Origin of the sequence: Francisella opportunistica, assembly GCF_003347135.1 — a bacterium.
In the GTDB taxonomy this organism is placed as follows: Bacteria; Pseudomonadota; Gammaproteobacteria; order Francisellales; family Francisellaceae; genus Francisella; species Francisella opportunistica.
Genome location: NZ_CP022377.1, coordinates 725,994 through 741,128 on the forward strand (window position 1 = coordinate 725,994; position 15,135 = coordinate 741,128).

Below are 15,135 nucleotides of genomic sequence, written 5' to 3' on the forward strand. Positions count from 1 at the left end.
CACACATTAGTTTGAATCTAATTTCATTTCCAAACTAGTGTCAGATTTCTCAAACATATTACCTAAATTTTTCTCTTTTGCCAAAGGTTTTGAGTCAATAAAGGTTTGCATAGGTGTTTTTCCATAACAGTGCTTACCAGAATGGGGTCTTTCATTGTTGTAATAATCCAACCATATATCAACATCTTGCTGAATTTCTTCAATTGTTGAATAAACCTTTTTTCTAAACATTGTCTCATAACATTCATTTTTCATAGTGTTATGGAATCTTTCACATATACCATTAGTTTGAGGGGAATTAGCTTTTGTTTTAGTATGATCAATGTCTTCTATGCTTAAGTACATCTGATAGGAATGATTTTCCAGCTTTCCACAATATTCCGTGCCCCTGTCTGTTAATATCCTTAATAAATCTATTCCATGTTCCTCAAAGAATGGTAATACCTTATCATTAAGCATATCAGCAGCTACTATTGCATTTTTTTCTGTATATAACTTAGCAAATCCTACTCTAGTATAAGTATCTACAAATGTTTGTTGATATATCTTACCTATACCTTTTATATAGCCTATATAATAGCTATCTTGAGATCCTAAGTATCCTGGATGATGCGTTTCAATCTCGCCAGTAGTAACCTTTTTAGCTTTTTCTTTTTCTAAAGCTTGTAACTGAGCTTCAGTAAGTATAAAGCCATCTTGAGCTACTTTGGTCTCTAGGGCTATTAATCGCTTCTTAAAATTCTCTAAGTCATGTCTAAGCCAAATAGATCTAACTCCACTTCCTGAGACTAATATTCCTTGTTTTGCTAATTCATTTGATACTCTATGTTGTCCATAGGCTGGGTATTCATAAGCCATATTGACTCTATATGTGCCTCAACTCTATTTTTCTCTATTGGCTTTTTACGGGATATTTCTTGCAGAGCAGCTTCGCCGCCTGTTTCATACAATTCTTTAAAGCGGTAATAACTATCTCTTGAGTAGCCTATTATTTTACAAGCCTCTTTTACATTACCTAATTGTTTTGCTAATTCTAGTAGACCTAATTTTGGTTTGATTATTTTTTGAGTAGCATTCATTTTATTCTTCCTTAATTTGACATCTTATTTTACTCTTAATGTCAGATTAAATCAAAGCTTTTACACGACTATTGCTTGATTTGTTTGGCTTATCAAGTAATCTGTGTATAAATCTAAAAGGTTCTCTTTCATTTTTTTGAATTAATCAATACATGATTATATAGCTTAAGCGTTTTATCTCAAATAGGAGTTTCGCACTTTATGTAAAATTTAGTTTAGCTGCGATAGCATCAGTAATTCCATGCTTGATAACGGCACCGTCAAGTTAAGTAATTGAGGTATAAAAAAGCACATATGCTTATTTTAGAAACAGTATACCTCTTTAGCTGCTTGTTGTCATATATTTATAGCTTCATTAAATTTAAGTTTTTGTATAGAAGCTGAGTTTCTATATCTAGCTACTGGTACTGCAAATATGTTTCTAATTTTACTCATTAGGGTTAATGTCCTTTGCAATCCACCTGGGGATTTGAATTTAATTAAGCTCTTTTCTTTCCTTCTAGTAGGTTGATGAGCATTTTCTACTGTATTATTTAAACCTTTGTGTCTTCTATGCTCTACTTTAGTCATATTCTTAATAGGCTTAGTATAACTATTGAGTTTATCAGTAACAATCACTCTAGGTGAGGGGTATGGTCCTAATAATCTACTAAGAAAGCGTATACAGCTAACTACATATAAAAATGTCATGCTGAATTTATTTCAGCATCTCACTATAAGTATTGATTTTATTGAGATCCTGAAACGAGTTCAAGATGAAAGAATATACTACTTTTATGCCTAGTAGGCTATAGCTGACTTTTTATTCTTACGTTTTTGTAAGAATACATCCAGCTCATGACCATTAGAGTCTACAGCTCTCCATAAAATAAACTTAACTCCATGTACTTTAACAACTATTTCGTCTAAATGCCATTTGTCTTTAGGGTTTGATTCTTTCTTCTTAAGAATATCAGCGAAAGATTTGCCAAACTTATTACTCCAACTTCTTACTGTTTTATAACTAACTAATATACTTCTGTATCTAAGTATTTCCTCTACATCCCTGTAACTGGTATTAAATCTATGATAAATCCATATAGCGTAACTAATAATCTCCGCTGAATAACGATATCTCTTTGGCTTTTGAGTAAGCATAGATAATGAGTAAGAAAAATAATTTTGATATAATTATAATTATACACTAATATAATTTGTGAACAGTTGCCTTGACGGTGCCCTTAAGGGTGTTGAATGTGTTGTATATAGAAAAGGTTTACTATAAGTTATTTTGAGTATTTCTCTTTTATAATTAGTCCAATCACTATATTAAATAATAATAATAGCCAAACTAGCGACATACCAATACTCATCCAGATAGTATGATAATCATTTAGATATATGGTTTGCTCAAGGGTGGCACGAGTATTTTTAGGTAACTCTTTATCAATCTCTCCATTAGGTTTGATAACAGCGGTGATACCATTACTAGTAGTTGTAACAACATATTTAGCATTTTCAATCGCTCTGACTTGAGATATTTGTAGCTGTTGCTCACGTGCGATTGAATCACCAAACCAAGAGTCATCACTAATGATAGAAATAAGCTTAGCGCCTTGTAGCTGATCACGAACTTGTTCAGGATATGCAACTTCATAGCAGATAAAATTAGCTAGAGGTTGACCAAAAGCTGTCATAATTGGTTGAATTTTGTCACCAGCATTGAAGCTACTTAAGCCGGCACTATCAACATAGCCAAAAAATTTGATTGGGAAATACTCACCAAATGGAACTAGGTGGTGCTTATTATAAACTCCTTGCCCCTTACCAATAATAATCGAACTATTATAAATCTTAGCTCTAGGTGCTGTTTGATCAATACTTAGTGAGCCAATAAGCATAGCATTATTATTTTCATCAGCTAGCTCTTTAAGGTTACTAAAATATGAGCTCATATATTGTCTATAATTAGGGATAGCATTTTCGGAGAGTATTATTAATGAGTTTTTATAGTTAGCAGCAGCTTGTTGATAGTATTTTTGCATTCTAACAAAATTATCAGGGGCCCACTTAAATCCTTGGACAAAATCTCCCTGGATTAAAACCACCTTTTGAGGCTGATTTGTTTGAGTTTCAGGCTGGTGATATTTGATAGTGACACCACCTACATATAAAACAGTTATGATAAAGATTACACTAACTGTTTTCTTCAAAGTAGTTTTATTACAAATATAGAAAGTTACCAAACAAGCAATAAAAGCAATAATATAACTAACTAAATAAACACCACCAATATTAGCATACCATATTAGAGGCGATTCGGTTTGTGAATAGCCTAATGATACCCACGGAAAGCCACCCCAGAGTAAATTAGCTTTAACTACTTCAAACAGTGTCCACAAAGCAGGGTAGATTAATAGTTTAGCAGAATTGTTGGCTTTGCGCGTGAGGATATAGCTAAATGTACCAAAAGGTATTATATGCAAAAAATTTAATAAGATTACTAAAGCAACTGCCGCGGATAAACCAGCAGCGATTGACTCAGTAAATAAATGTATACTTATATATACCCACGATATACTAGTGCCAAAAAAACCAATCCCAAATAATGCCGCGGTTAAAAAAGCACTGCGGATTTTAGTCGCTTTATTTAGTTGATAGAAAAAAAGTACTAAAGATACTAACGCTAATATATCGATACGGAAAGGAGCAAAAGCTAAAGTAAGTATAGCACCACTTAATAGCGGCGGAATTATTCTAAATATTAACTTTTTCATTATTTCTTAAACTTTTCGACTAAAATTTTGATGATTTTTCTATTGTCTGCTTCTTGTATTATAAATTTCAAGCCATCAATGACAATGCTATCACCTTTTTGAGGTAAGCACTCTAAAGTTTGGATAATCATTCCAGCAATAGTGTCATAATCACTATTGTCATCTATTGATGTACTAAAGTATTCATTGAAGTCTTCTATTGTGGTTGTAGCATCTAATATAAACTTATCATCTGATATTTTAACTATGTTTTGGCTAGTGATATCAAACTCATCTTCAATATCACCGACAATTTCTTCTAAAATATCCTCAATAGTGATTAATCCAGAAATAGCACCATATTCATCAACAACTATGGCAATATGGTTTTGACTATTTTTGAAATCTTTGAGCATTGCGTTAAGCTTTTTGGTTTCTGGGATAAAGATAGCAGGACGCAGGATACTTTTGATATCTTCAGCTTTTAATTCTTCATTATCAGCTGATTCAATTTCTTTTTCAAAGATTAGTTTTAGTAGGTCTTTTGAATGCAAAATTCCTAGAATTTCAGTTTTGTTTTCACAGTAGACAGGTAAGCGTGTATGACTAGAGTTTATTGTCTTTTTTAAAATTTCTCTAATAGACATAGACATATCGACGGCAACAATTTTTGTATGCGATATCATAATATCGCCAACATCTAGTGATGATATTTTCATTGCACCAATTAGCATGTTTTGTGTTGTTTTATCAATAACCTCATTAGCTGCAGCTTTATTGATAGCATTGATAAGAGCATCTTTACTCTTTATATTAAAAATACTTGAGGTAAGTCTTTTTATAAAAGGATTATTATCTGTCATTTTGACTCTCTTGTTCAATATATGGATTAGCTATTCCTAGCTGCGCTAGTAGTTGGATTTCTAAATTTTCCATCGCTTCGGCTTCTTGATCGTCTTGGTGATCATAGCCAAGCAAGTGTAACAAACCATGGATAAAAATATGCTGCCAATGATCATTAAGTTTTTTGTTTTGCTCTTTGGCTTCTTTCTCTATTATCATTGGTGCTATGACGATATCGCCTAAGAAATCATCAGCAATATCATCAGGTAAGCCTTGAGGTTTCTCAAACTCAAAAGAGATGATATTTGTTGGCTTATTTTTATTACGGAACTGTTTATTTATCTGCTGAATTTCAACCTTTGAAACAATGCTTACATTTACTTCAGCATGGCTGATATGATGTTTTTCAGCTACAAGTTGTAGGCATTTTAGCAGTAAATCTTTGTTCGGTATGGGGTGTTCATCATCGTTGATGACATTTATATTTAGACTATCCATTTTTAGTTTTCTCTTCATGCTTAGCGTAAGCATTAACTATTTTCTGAACTATTTGATGGCGAACAATATCGACCGATTTTAAGTAGCTAATAGCTATACCCTCAATATCAGTAAGGATTGATAGTGCATGGTTTAATCCTGATATAACATTTTTTGGTAAATCTATTTGGGTGATATCACCTGTTATAACTGCGGTGGTGTTAAAACCAATTCTGGTTAAGAACATTTTCATTTGCTCTTTTGTAGTGTTTTGACTCTCATCAAGGACGATAAAAGAGTCATTGATAGTTCTGCCACGCATATATGCTAGTGGAGCAATTTCGATAACTTGTTTTTCTATTAGCTTGGTGACTTTTTCTACTCCCATAAAATCAAACAAAGCATCATACATCGGGCGTAGGTATGGATCAACCTTTTGGGTTAGATCACCTGGTAGAAAGCCAAGTTTCTCACCAGCTTCAACAGCAGGGCGCACTAGTACAATCCTTCTAACTTCGCCTTTCTCGTAAGCTGCTACAGCACAAGCAATTGCCATGTAGGTTTTACCTGTACCAGCAGGACCAACACCAAATGTAACAAAGTTATTTTTGATGTTCTCTAAATATATTGCTTGGTTGTGTGTTCGTGCTTTGAGTTTCTTACTTCTTAGCTGGACTTCAGCTTCTTCAACTTTTTTGCGTGACTTAGCAGTGGCCATTGTTTTATCTTTGGCAGTAGCATTGAGGATAGTTGTAATCTGCTCTAAATCTAATTCAGTATTCCCAGCTAAAATCTCAGCATAGCAAGATTTGATAAATCTTTTTGCTTGGATATTGTTAGCACTTGAATCACTAGTGATCTCAAACTCATCGGCACGATGCCTAATCTCAACATCAAAATAATTTTCAATAGCACGAATATTTTCATCAAGGTTGCCACAAAGTAGCATCATCGCATCATAGTTATAAGGTTCAAGAACAAATTGAGTTTTATTCATAGATTAAATAAGTTCCCCTCTTAGAGAATTTGGTAAGCTTTCAGTTATTTTAACCATAGCAAGCTGACCAATCAAAGATTTATTACCTTTAAAGTTTACAACTCTGTTATTCTCTGTTCTTCCAGCAAGAATATTATCATCTTTTTTAGATGTTCCTTCGACTAGAATTCTCTGGTTGGTGTCAACCATTTGTCTAGAGATAATTTGAGCATTACTATTTAGTAAATCTTGTAGTCTCTTAAGACGATCTTTTTTGATTTCCATAGGAGTGTCATCTGGTAAATCAGCTGCTGGAGTACCAGGGCGCTTACTATAGATAAAGCTAAATGATTGATCAAAGTTGACTTCTTTTACTAAGTTTAGTAGTTTTTGGAAATCTTCTTCTGTCTCACCAGGAAAACCAACGATAAAATCAGATGAAATTGTAATATCTGGACGGATTGCTCTTAGTTTCCTAATTTTTTGTTTAAACTCTAGTATGGTGTGGTTTCTTTTCATATTGATAAGAATTTTATCTGAACCATGTTGCACTGGTAAATGTAAGTGGTTAGCAAGCTTTGGTACAGTCGCATAAGCATCGATTAAGTTTTGTGAAAACTCAACTGGGTGTGAAGTAGTAAATCTAATTCTCTCAATACCATCTATCTCAGCGATGAAATGAATTAGCAAAGCAAGATCTGCTGTTTGACCATTCTTCATTGGGCCTAAGTAGTGGTTGACATTCTGTCCAAGTAGGGTGATTTCTTTTACGCCTTGCTCTGCTAAGATAGCACACTCTGCTAAGACGTCTTCAAATGGTCTATTTACTTCTGGGCCGCGTGTATATGGTACTATACAGAATGAACAGTATTTATCACAACCTTCCATAATAGATACATACGCTTTAGCACCTTCAGCTTTTGGCTCTGGTAGATAGTCAAATTTTTCAACCTCAGGAAATGATATATCAACTTGTGATTGTTGAGTTTTTTGCTTTTGCTTAATCATCTCTGGAAGTCTATGAATAGTTTGTGGACCAAAGACTAGATCAACGAAAGGAGCTCTTTTGATAATATTTTCACCTTCTTGTGAAGCAACACAACCACCGACACCGATTATTAGATCTTCGTTAGTTTTCTTAAGGCCTTTCCATCTTCCAAGCTCATGGAATACTTTTTCTTGAGCCTTTTCTCTGATAGAGCAAGTATTAATTAGGATGATATCTGCATCTTTATAATCATTTGTTTTTACAGTATGAAAATGCTCATTTAAAACCTCATGCATTCTAGCAGAGTCATATTCATTCATTTGGCAACCCAAAGTTTTTATGAAAACTTTTTTTTGTTCTTTCATTTACTCAAAATCCTTTATTTTTGTAGTATAGCTAAATTACTATTAAAATATATAAAAATACACATAATTGATTTGTGCTAATCTTGGCACGATTTCATTAAGTTATATTTTTAAGCTCTTATCCTGAAGGTATAAGAGGTTAGTTATAGTAAAATGCTCCAAAATTCTACCACAAAATTTAACTAAAAGCACCCTTAGAGACTAGACTAATTCGCTTGATTAATGCAAAATACACAGAGCTTTTTTAAGATGTTAATTTCGATGAGGCAAAATCAATTTACACAAGATAATATTTGGCAATATTGTCTTGAGCATACTAGCGATTTATCAGATAATCTCAAACAGCTAAGCGATTACACCCGCGAAAATATTCACGGTGCACAAATGCTTTCAGGGAAGATAGTTACTAAATTACTACAATTTTTTGTTTTTGCTACTAGGGCGAAAGTGTGTGTTGATGTTGGCACATTTACAGCGATGTCTGCAATTGCGATGGCTGAGGCTGCGCCAGGTACTAAAGTTTATACTATAGATAGACCTAATCAGGTAGGTGAGCAGCTTGCAAAAAAGTTCATTGCTAAATATCCAAATATTGAATATTGCCAAGGTAATGCTATAGACATCTTACCAACTTTACCAAATCAAATAGATATTGCTTTTATTGATGCTGATAAAAAACAGACACAAGAATATTTCGACATTTTAGTGACTAAACTAGCTGATGCTGGTGTAATCATAGTCGATGACATCCTCTGGCGAGGTGAGGTTTTGCAACCTCAAGACAAGCGCGCTAAAGCCCTAGACAATTTTAATAAATATGTAAATCAACGCGATGATCTAGAAACATTAGTCTTACCTATTCGTCATGGTATCAATATCATAAGAAAAAGAACTTAGAAATATCGATGAGAAAAATAATATTAATTTTTGTGTTTATTCTGCAGTTTTGTTTTATTACAGCTTATGCAGCTAGATGTGACAGTGTAAATATTGATGGTGTCAAGTGGTATCATGATTCAGATGAAAAAAGAGCAATCTATCTAGAGATCTATAATTTAGCGGCACATAGGATAAAGCATCAGGTTAAAAAAGAGCAACTAGAAAAAGGTACATGGGGCGTTATCTTAGACGTTGATGAAACAACTTTAGATAATTCATGGCAAGAGTATGATAATTATAAAAACTATAATTATAGTGAAGAAGAGTTTAGAAGAAGTGTAATTGAGCAAAAAGTAAAAGGTTTACCTGGTGCTGCTAAATTAACTAAACTTGTCCATAAACTAGGTGGATATGTAAGCTTTGTAACTAATCGCTATGGTTTAGATGATAAAATGATCGAAGCAACAGAAGAAAACCTTACTAAAGAAGGCATTTATTACGATCAGATTTTATTCTATAATGAGAATGCTAAAAATCCAAAGGACAAAAATTCAAGATTTGAAGCGGTCAAATCAGGTAAATACACTGATGATATCATAGTTACTAAAAAGCTCCCAGCACATGTGGTGATAGCTTATTTTGGTGATAATATTCAAGATTTTCCTCAGATGACGCAAAAAAATATGCGTAATGTTGTTAATAATAAGTATGCTGTTTTTGGTAAGAGATATTATATTTTCCCAAATCCGATGTATGGTAGCTGGGAATAGTAGAGGGCTTTAGCAGTGGCAAAATTATATTTTAGATATTCGGCAATGGATGCTGGTAAGACACTAGATCTTTTAAAAGTTGCCTATAATTATGAAGATAGAGGTAGAAAGCCTCTAGTTTTGACATCAGCGATTGATAAAAGAGCGGGTTTGAATAAGGTCAAATCACGCATAGGTATAGATCAAGATGCTTACTCACTGACTGACAGAGACAACATCTTTGAATTTGTCAAAAATTATAATTGTAGAGATAAGGTAGATTGTGTTTTGATAGATGAAATTCATTTTTTCACTCAACAACAGATTTGGCATCTGGCTGATATAGTCGATGAACTAAATATCCCGGTGATTTGTTATGGTCTACGCACGAATTATTTGGGACAGCCATTTGAGACAGCAGCACTACTTTTGGCTATTGCAGATACTCTTGAAGAGGTCAAAACAATTTGTCATTGCGGTAAAAAGGCAAGTTTTAACATGATGGTGCAGAATGGTAAAGCGATAAAACAAGGTAATCCTATAGTGGTTGATGATGATTCACTTAAAGAGGTAGATACCAAATATGTCTCTGTATGTCGTAAGCATTGGAAAGATGGTGTGTATGAATAATAGCTATATAATTACAAAATAGTAGTTACTAAAATATAGAATTTGACAACCTATTAATAAATAGTTTTAGTAACTTAGTTGATGACGATTTTTGGTTTTTTGATAATATAATTGGCGAAATTATACACAATACTTAAATTTTAGTTATATACTTTCATTCTCCACAAAAAGTTTTACTTTATGCCTGAAAATAACCAATAAAAACACTAAAGAACTTAACCTAAGAAAAATTATTTTATGCAGAATAAATTCATTTAGTAACTAATATAGGTAGTCATAATGATCCTTTTTTATTGATATATTTTATTAAGCTTTTAAATGCTCTAACTACAGATCTATTAAATTCTGCCTGGGTAAACTCGTTTGGTGAATCAGCATTTACTAACGATCCCATATGCATATTTACTATGTTTTCTATAAGCTCATTATCATCAAAACTTATAGGGTTGTGATCAGGTGTGATTAGTTTCGAATACTTAGTTTTTAGATCTTCATTTGGTGAGGAAGAAGGTATTGGGTTTTTATTTAGTATTTGGTCATATCTTTGACTAAAATCTTTATTGTAGCTACTTATACCTGTTTTGTTAGTAATTTTATTTATATTATTTATAGCTTTATCATAATTTTCTTTAGTCAATAGATTAGAATATAAATCTATGTAGTCCTTAATAAAAATGTCACGTAAATTCTCGATATAGTTATTATTATTTCCTGGCATTAGTTCATTAATGGAAATTTTAATTAATTTAATTTTAATGTTTTCTATGCTATTTTGCAAGTGTTTATTTGCTTCTTCATAATTTTCTTGGTATTCTGGAAATTGAATAAGGTAATTATAAAATATATTTACTGGATCAAAATATTTACCAATATATGGTAACTTCAATAAAGTTTTTGGTTGTATTCTAAAACTAGGATCTAGGCTTTTAGCATCTATTCTTTTGGAAGCATTAAATGCTCTAGTGGTTGCCCACCATGCTGTAGATGTTGCATCAATAATTGCAAACATAACCCTAACATCTGCAGCAGCATCTATACCAAGAGTTGGTAAAGATGATATTATAAAAGTTCCCAAGTGTATTTGCAATATTTGGTGAAAGCAATACCACGAGTACACAATTCTTCTTCTAAATTGGTCCCCACTTGTAATCGAGAGTGATGATATTGTAAGTGACGTACAATCATGCATTTTATTTATTTTATCTGCATAAAAGTTTTCGTCAAATAGCTTTTCAGAGGAGTCATATTTTTTATCATATTGTTTTATTAACTTTAGGAAGTTACTCTCAATATCTCTCTTAAGAGACTCACTGAATCTTTGTCTATAAGCAAAAAGCCTAAGTTTCTCTATATAAATAGGGGTTACAGCTCTATCTTCATTATCTTTAAATATTTCTCTATAGGTTTCTATTCCTTGAAAATCTTGTTTGGCTAAGCCTCTGTATTTGCTCCCCCATGTCTGTCTAGCAAAATCACTCAAAACTTTTGTATCAATATCAGATCCACTAAGCATAGATTTAGCATCAGTAACTTTCACCCATTTTTCAAAGTCTTTATCTTCTCTTAAATCAAGTGAATTCATAAGAGTTGTTCCATGACCTTTAATATCTTTAGAGTCACATAATTTCCAAAAAATTAATGGCAAGAAAGTAGCTCGATCATTAAGCATTGACTTTGTGGTCTGTTTTACATTTTCTTCTATAGCTATTTGGTATTTTTCAGCTGTAGTTGCAGCATCTAGTTTACCTATTAATTTAATAGCTTGTTGAAAATTTCCTACTTGTAATCCGGTCTTATAGAGATTAGCAACAGCATCAATAGAATCTCCATATATCCATACTAGTCTACCTACAGACTCACTAAGATAAGAATTTTTTGGATTATTGCTTTTATCAAATCCCCCAGACATAAGAGCTAAGAGAGGATTTATAACATTATTCATTGAAAAATTATTTATATCTGCTCTATTTACTGCAGCAAAAACATCCGCTCCAAGATTAAAGCTTGAGCTGTTCGGAGAAATATAAGCCGCGACACCACTTAATACAGTTCCAACTATCGGTCCAACAAAAGGGATAAAACAAACAGGAGCTGCAGCCATCTTAGCGATGGCTGAACCTAAAGCATATTTTTGGTCTTTGGCATTTTTTTCTATCTGAATACCTACAAAAAAATCTTTTTCAAACTTTTCTAACCTTTCGTCTAACTTTTTTAGCTCATCAGCAATATTTTTCATTGATTGTATTATTACAGCTTCTGCTGATTTTTTATTATAGAGGTCCGTAAAATTACCCAATTTTCCTATCTCACAATGACATTATGTGTTATAAATTTAGCACAATTTTATAAAAATAAAAGATTATTGGTTTAATGCTCCCAGAAATAAAATATAGATATTGTAAGTATTTATATTTTTTTAAAATGGTTTTTTTATTTTTTAGGAATTAGGTAAGGATAATAAGTTTATAAAGTTGAATAAACTTTTAGATGCTTAAAGTATCTTTCTCCACAGAAATATTGCCAGTAGGGATTTTTTTTCAAGTATTTACTAGCTGCTCATCATTAGCGTTATACAAAGACTTAAGATAAAAAAGACTTCGGCCATGGTGCCTCTTTATGATTTTTATATATTCATATTAAATCAACTGTTTTTATGATACAAACTGTAGCCAATTTTTAAACATTTGTCAGTTTGCGACAGAACTTTTAAGCTTGATGATAAAAATCCCTTGATTATTATCAATTTTAATATATTTTACCTTGTTTTCCTTACAGAACTTTAAAAAAGTATTTCTAACGATACTCTCATTATCTTTGGAATGAATACCTTTGCCAGTAATGAATGTTATGGTTTTTTGTTGACCAGTAAAGTGTTTTTCTTTTAAATAATGTCTTAAAATTAAGCCTGTGGTACTTTCATTTTGACCATGTAAGTCAATTATGCCTCTTTCATACCATTTATCAATGTTAGGGTAGAGATACTGTTGTGCTAATGTCTCTGCTTCTTGTGTTTTTTTATTTTCAGGTAAATTAGAATTCATTAATACATCAATAAAGCTGTTATAAGTCACCGCATTTGCTAGTTTCTTCTGCTTAGCTTTTTTAAATGCTTGTTGAGCTTGTTTAAATTCACCGTTTTTGCCAGCAGCATCAATAAAGCTGTTATAAGTCACTGCATCTGCTAGTTTATAATCTTTAGCTTCTTCAAATGCTTGTAGTGCTTGTTTAAACTCACCATTTTTGCCAGCAGCATTAATAAAGCTAGCATAAGTCACCGCATCTGCTAGTTTATAACGCTTAGCATCATTAAATGCTTGTAGTGCTTGTTTAAACTCACCATTTCTGCCAGCAGCATCAATAAAGCTAGCATAAGTCACCGCATCTACTAGTTTATCATCCTTAGCTTGATCAAATGCTTTTTGGGCTTGTTCAAACTCACCATTTTTGCCAGCAGCATCAATAAAGCTGTTATAAGTCACCGCATCTACTAGTTTATCATCCTTAGCTTCATCAAATGCTTGTAGTGCTTGTTTAAACTCACCATTTTTCCAGCAGCATTAATAAAGCTAGCATAAGTCACCGCATCTGCTAGTTTATAACGCTTAGCATCATTAAATGCTTGTAATGCTTGTTTAAACTCACCATTTCTGCCAGCAGCGTCAATAAAACTGGCATAAGTCACCGCATTTGCTAGTTCATAATCCTTAGCTTCTTCAAATGCTTGTAGTGCTTGTTCAAACTCACCATTTTTGCCAGCAGTGTCAATAAAACTGGCATAAGTCACCACATTTACTTGTTTCTTCTGCTTAGCATCATTAAAAGTTTGTATTGCTAGTTTAAACTCACCATTTCTGCCAGCAGCTTTGATAAAAGTGTTATAAGTATATTTGTCAGGATATTTTATTAATTGAAATAAAGATTTACAATCTTTATACGAAATAAATGATAGTTTGTGAAGCAATTGGTTTGCGATAACCAAATCAATGTTTGGATTATGGCGTAAAAACTTATTGATATCGTTTAGAGACCTTTTAGTTTTCAGTGTTTGAGATAGTTTTTTGTATTTTCCTTTATTTTGATTACTATAATCAATAACAATACTTACATGCAAAAAATAGAGTTTTGTAACATTAGATTTTACGGGTAAATAACTTGGTGTTGAGGCTTTTTGCATGCCATAACTAAAATTAATTAAACCCAGATAAATAAGTGCGCTTCCCATCACCAAAACTTTAATTTCTTTCATGTTTTTTTGGAATGTTAAATTAATTATTGATTGTATCAAAGCTGAACTTTTTAAAATTTCTGTTGCAGTCAGCTTAAGGTTCATATGAAGCCATAAAATTTTGTGGTTTTTTTGACTTCAAATTATCCTTTTCGCAAATCCTTCGTTTATTAAAAAAGTCTTTTCATAGATGAGTATTTCACATTTTTTGCCATAAATAAAGCTCATCACTTACCAAGCTTTATTCTTGTATTCACAAGCTAAAGAGTTCTATCGCAGGCTGACAAATTTTTAAAAATAGGATATCAAGGAAATAATTCTGATTATAGAGCTGTTGAACTTTCTGCTAAAATTCCACCATTTACTTAAGTAATACTCGACTATATTTATTGCTTGTGAGCTACTCTTTATATTTATTACTAGTCAAGAGTATCCATTCTATTGGCTTTTCACCTGTAGTTGGGTTATTTTCTGTAGCTATAACAGCAGTTAACTCTAGTGGATCAAACTTTTTTGTTTTAGGGCATTGTTTTTAACTCTCTTATAACCTGATATTTTGATTAACTAAATGTTTATTTTGCGAGTCTTTAGGTAGATTCTGATTTTAAAAAATAATTTGTTTGGTGTAATGAATTACTTGGCAAATTATCTCGACCTAAATGTCATCACTTCAATAGAAGTAAATAACCTAAGCTAATATTTGATTAGAAAAAATCTTAAACTTTTCTAGTTAATATCCTATACAAAACATAAGCAATCACAGCAGCTGCAATATTTACAAAAAATATCGCCTCAACAGCTGAATTATATACAGAGCCACTAAATAGTGTTAGCGAATTTAGAACCGTATAAATAGCAAATAATATTAAGCAAGCAGCTTTAAACTGACTATTTTTAAATAGTACTAAAAGTGAAAATAAAAATAACGCTAATTGGAAGATTCCTATCTGAAAAACAGCTGGAGTGAAAATCCATCCTTGAAATTTACTTATGCTATCCCCATCTACTAAATAAGTATAACTATTGATAGAAGTATAAAGACTTATATTACTGATTATAAAGTAGTTTGCGTAGATGTTTGCATAGTGCTTGGCATAGATAATGCTTGAGTGCAAAAATGCTATTATGAAAGGTGTGATTAGTAAACAAACACTTATAATTATAGTTACCATAAGTCATCAAAAATATT

General features: G+C 32.2%; 12 protein-coding genes and 3 pseudogenes. 3 read left to right on the forward strand and 12 right to left on the reverse strand.

Translation table 11 applies throughout. The features are described from left to right. Positions 1 to 6 precede the first annotated feature (6 nt). The 7 genes and pseudogenes from CGC45_RS03575 to miaB all read right to left on the reverse strand — a co-directional run bounded on the left by CGC45_RS03575 (position 7) and on the right by miaB (position 7,463). Positions 7 to 1,079: pseudogene (locus tag CGC45_RS03575) on the reverse strand (IS481 family transposase). Positions 1,080 to 1,415: 336 nt separating this feature from the next. Further along, positions 1,416 to 2,216: pseudogene (locus CGC45_RS09515) on the reverse strand (IS6 family transposase). 128 nt (positions 2,217 to 2,344) lie between these two features. Continuing rightward, positions 2,345 to 3,835 (reverse strand): apolipoprotein N-acyltransferase, encoded by a 1,491-nt coding sequence (gene lnt, locus CGC45_RS03590; protein ID WP_071628994.1) that lies wholly within the window; start codon positions 3,833 to 3,835, stop codon positions 2,345 to 2,347. Further along, complete coding sequence (locus tag CGC45_RS03595) at positions 3,835 to 4,677, reverse strand: CorC family transporter (protein WP_071628995.1); 843 nt, start codon at positions 4,675 to 4,677, stop codon at positions 3,835 to 3,837. Before CGC45_RS03595 ends, lnt begins: the two co-directional genes overlap by 1 nt. Next, complete coding sequence (ybeY, locus tag CGC45_RS03600) at positions 4,667 to 5,155, reverse strand: rRNA maturation RNase YbeY (protein ID WP_071629959.1); 489 nt, start codon at positions 5,153 to 5,155, stop codon at positions 4,667 to 4,669. Before ybeY ends, CGC45_RS03595 begins: the two co-directional genes overlap by 11 nt. Then, positions 5,148 to 6,131 carry a PhoH family protein gene (locus tag CGC45_RS03605; RefSeq protein ID WP_071628996.1) on the reverse strand — a complete coding sequence of 328 codons (984 nt, stop codon included), beginning with the start codon at positions 6,129 to 6,131 and terminating at the stop codon, positions 5,148 to 5,150. Before CGC45_RS03605 ends, ybeY begins: the two co-directional genes overlap by 8 nt. Before the next feature lie 3 nt (positions 6,132 to 6,134). Beyond that, positions 6,135 to 7,463: a tRNA (N6-isopentenyl adenosine(37)-C2)-methylthiotransferase MiaB gene (gene miaB / locus CGC45_RS03610; RefSeq protein WP_071628997.1), complete on the reverse strand. Its 1,329-nt coding sequence runs from the start codon at positions 7,461 to 7,463 to the stop codon at positions 6,135 to 6,137. A 222-nt stretch (positions 7,464 to 7,685) separates the two neighbouring features. Between miaB and CGC45_RS03615 the strand changes: the two genes are divergently transcribed. From CGC45_RS03615 to CGC45_RS03625, 3 genes are read left to right on the forward strand one after another with little or no spacing between them, the layout of a single operon-like run. Further along, positions 7,686 to 8,360: an O-methyltransferase gene (locus tag CGC45_RS03615; protein WP_071628998.1), complete on the forward strand. Its 675-nt coding sequence runs from the start codon at positions 7,686 to 7,688 to the stop codon at positions 8,358 to 8,360. An 8-nt stretch (positions 8,361 to 8,368) separates the two neighbouring features. Next, complete coding sequence (locus CGC45_RS03620) at positions 8,369 to 9,112, forward strand: HAD family acid phosphatase (protein WP_071628999.1); 744 nt, start codon at positions 8,369 to 8,371, stop codon at positions 9,110 to 9,112. Between the two features lie 15 nt (positions 9,113 to 9,127). Next, positions 9,128 to 9,721 (forward strand): thymidine kinase, encoded by a 594-nt coding sequence (locus tag CGC45_RS03625; protein ID WP_071629000.1) that lies wholly within the window; start codon positions 9,128 to 9,130, stop codon positions 9,719 to 9,721. A 274-nt stretch (positions 9,722 to 9,995) separates the two neighbouring features. On the opposite strand, the gene CGC45_RS03630 is transcribed toward CGC45_RS03625, so the two are convergent. The 5 genes and pseudogenes from CGC45_RS03630 to CGC45_RS03645 all read right to left on the reverse strand — a co-directional run bounded on the left by CGC45_RS03630 (position 9,996) and on the right by CGC45_RS03645 (position 15,118). Then, on the reverse strand, positions 9,996 to 12,017 hold the full coding sequence (locus tag CGC45_RS03630; protein ID WP_071629001.1) for a hypothetical protein: 2,022 nt from the start codon (positions 12,015 to 12,017) through the stop codon (positions 9,996 to 9,998). Positions 12,018 to 12,208: 191 nt separating this feature from the next. Beyond that, positions 12,209 to 12,315, reverse strand: a pseudogene (locus CGC45_RS09295) (transposase); the annotation flags it as partial. Positions 12,316 to 12,408: 93 nt separating this feature from the next. Then, on the reverse strand, positions 12,409 to 13,200 hold the full coding sequence (locus CGC45_RS03635; protein ID WP_071629002.1) for a hypothetical protein: 792 nt from the start codon (positions 13,198 to 13,200) through the stop codon (positions 12,409 to 12,411). 8 nt (positions 13,201 to 13,208) lie between these two features. Further along, the gene (locus CGC45_RS03640; protein ID WP_162790174.1) at positions 13,209 to 13,967 is read right to left on the reverse strand and encodes a pentatricopeptide repeat-containing protein; all 759 of its coding nucleotides are present in this window, start codon (positions 13,965 to 13,967) and stop codon (positions 13,209 to 13,211) included. A gap of 695 nt (positions 13,968 to 14,662) precedes the next feature. Beyond that, on the reverse strand, positions 14,663 to 15,118 hold the full coding sequence (locus tag CGC45_RS03645) for a DUF6790 family protein (protein WP_071629004.1): 456 nt from the start codon (positions 15,116 to 15,118) through the stop codon (positions 14,663 to 14,665). Positions 15,119 to 15,135: the final 17 nt, after the last annotated feature.

What these genes read in the sequence shown, in the direction of transcription:
- lnt (WP_071628994.1), bottom strand. Translation starts at nt 3,835, where the DNA reads ATGAAAAAGTTAATATTTAGAATAATTCCGCCGCTATTAAGTGGTGCT.
- CGC45_RS03595 (WP_071628995.1), bottom strand. Translation starts at nt 4,677, where the DNA reads ATGACAGATAATAATCCTTTTATAAAAAGACTTACCTCAAGTATTTTT.
- ybeY (WP_071629959.1), bottom strand. Translation starts at nt 5,155, where the DNA reads ATGGATAGTCTAAATATAAATGTCATCAACGATGATGAACACCCCATA.
- CGC45_RS03605 (WP_071628996.1), bottom strand. Translation starts at nt 6,131, where the DNA reads ATGAATAAAACTCAATTTGTTCTTGAACCTTATAACTATGATGCGATG.
- miaB (WP_071628997.1), bottom strand. Translation starts at nt 7,463, where the DNA reads ATGAAAGAACAAAAAAAAGTTTTCATAAAAACTTTGGGTTGCCAAATG.
- CGC45_RS03615 (WP_071628998.1), top strand. Translation starts at nt 7,686, where the DNA reads ATGCAAAATACACAGAGCTTTTTTAAGATGTTAATTTCGATGAGGCAA.
- CGC45_RS03620 (WP_071628999.1), top strand. Translation starts at nt 8,369, where the DNA reads ATGAGAAAAATAATATTAATTTTTGTGTTTATTCTGCAGTTTTGTTTT.
- CGC45_RS03640 (WP_162790174.1), bottom strand. Translation starts at nt 13,967, where the DNA reads ATGAAAGAAATTAAAGTTTTGGTGATGGGAAGCGCACTTATTTATCTG.
- CGC45_RS03645 (WP_071629004.1), bottom strand. Translation starts at nt 15,118, where the DNA reads ATGGTAACTATAATTATAAGTGTTTGTTTACTAATCACACCTTTCATA.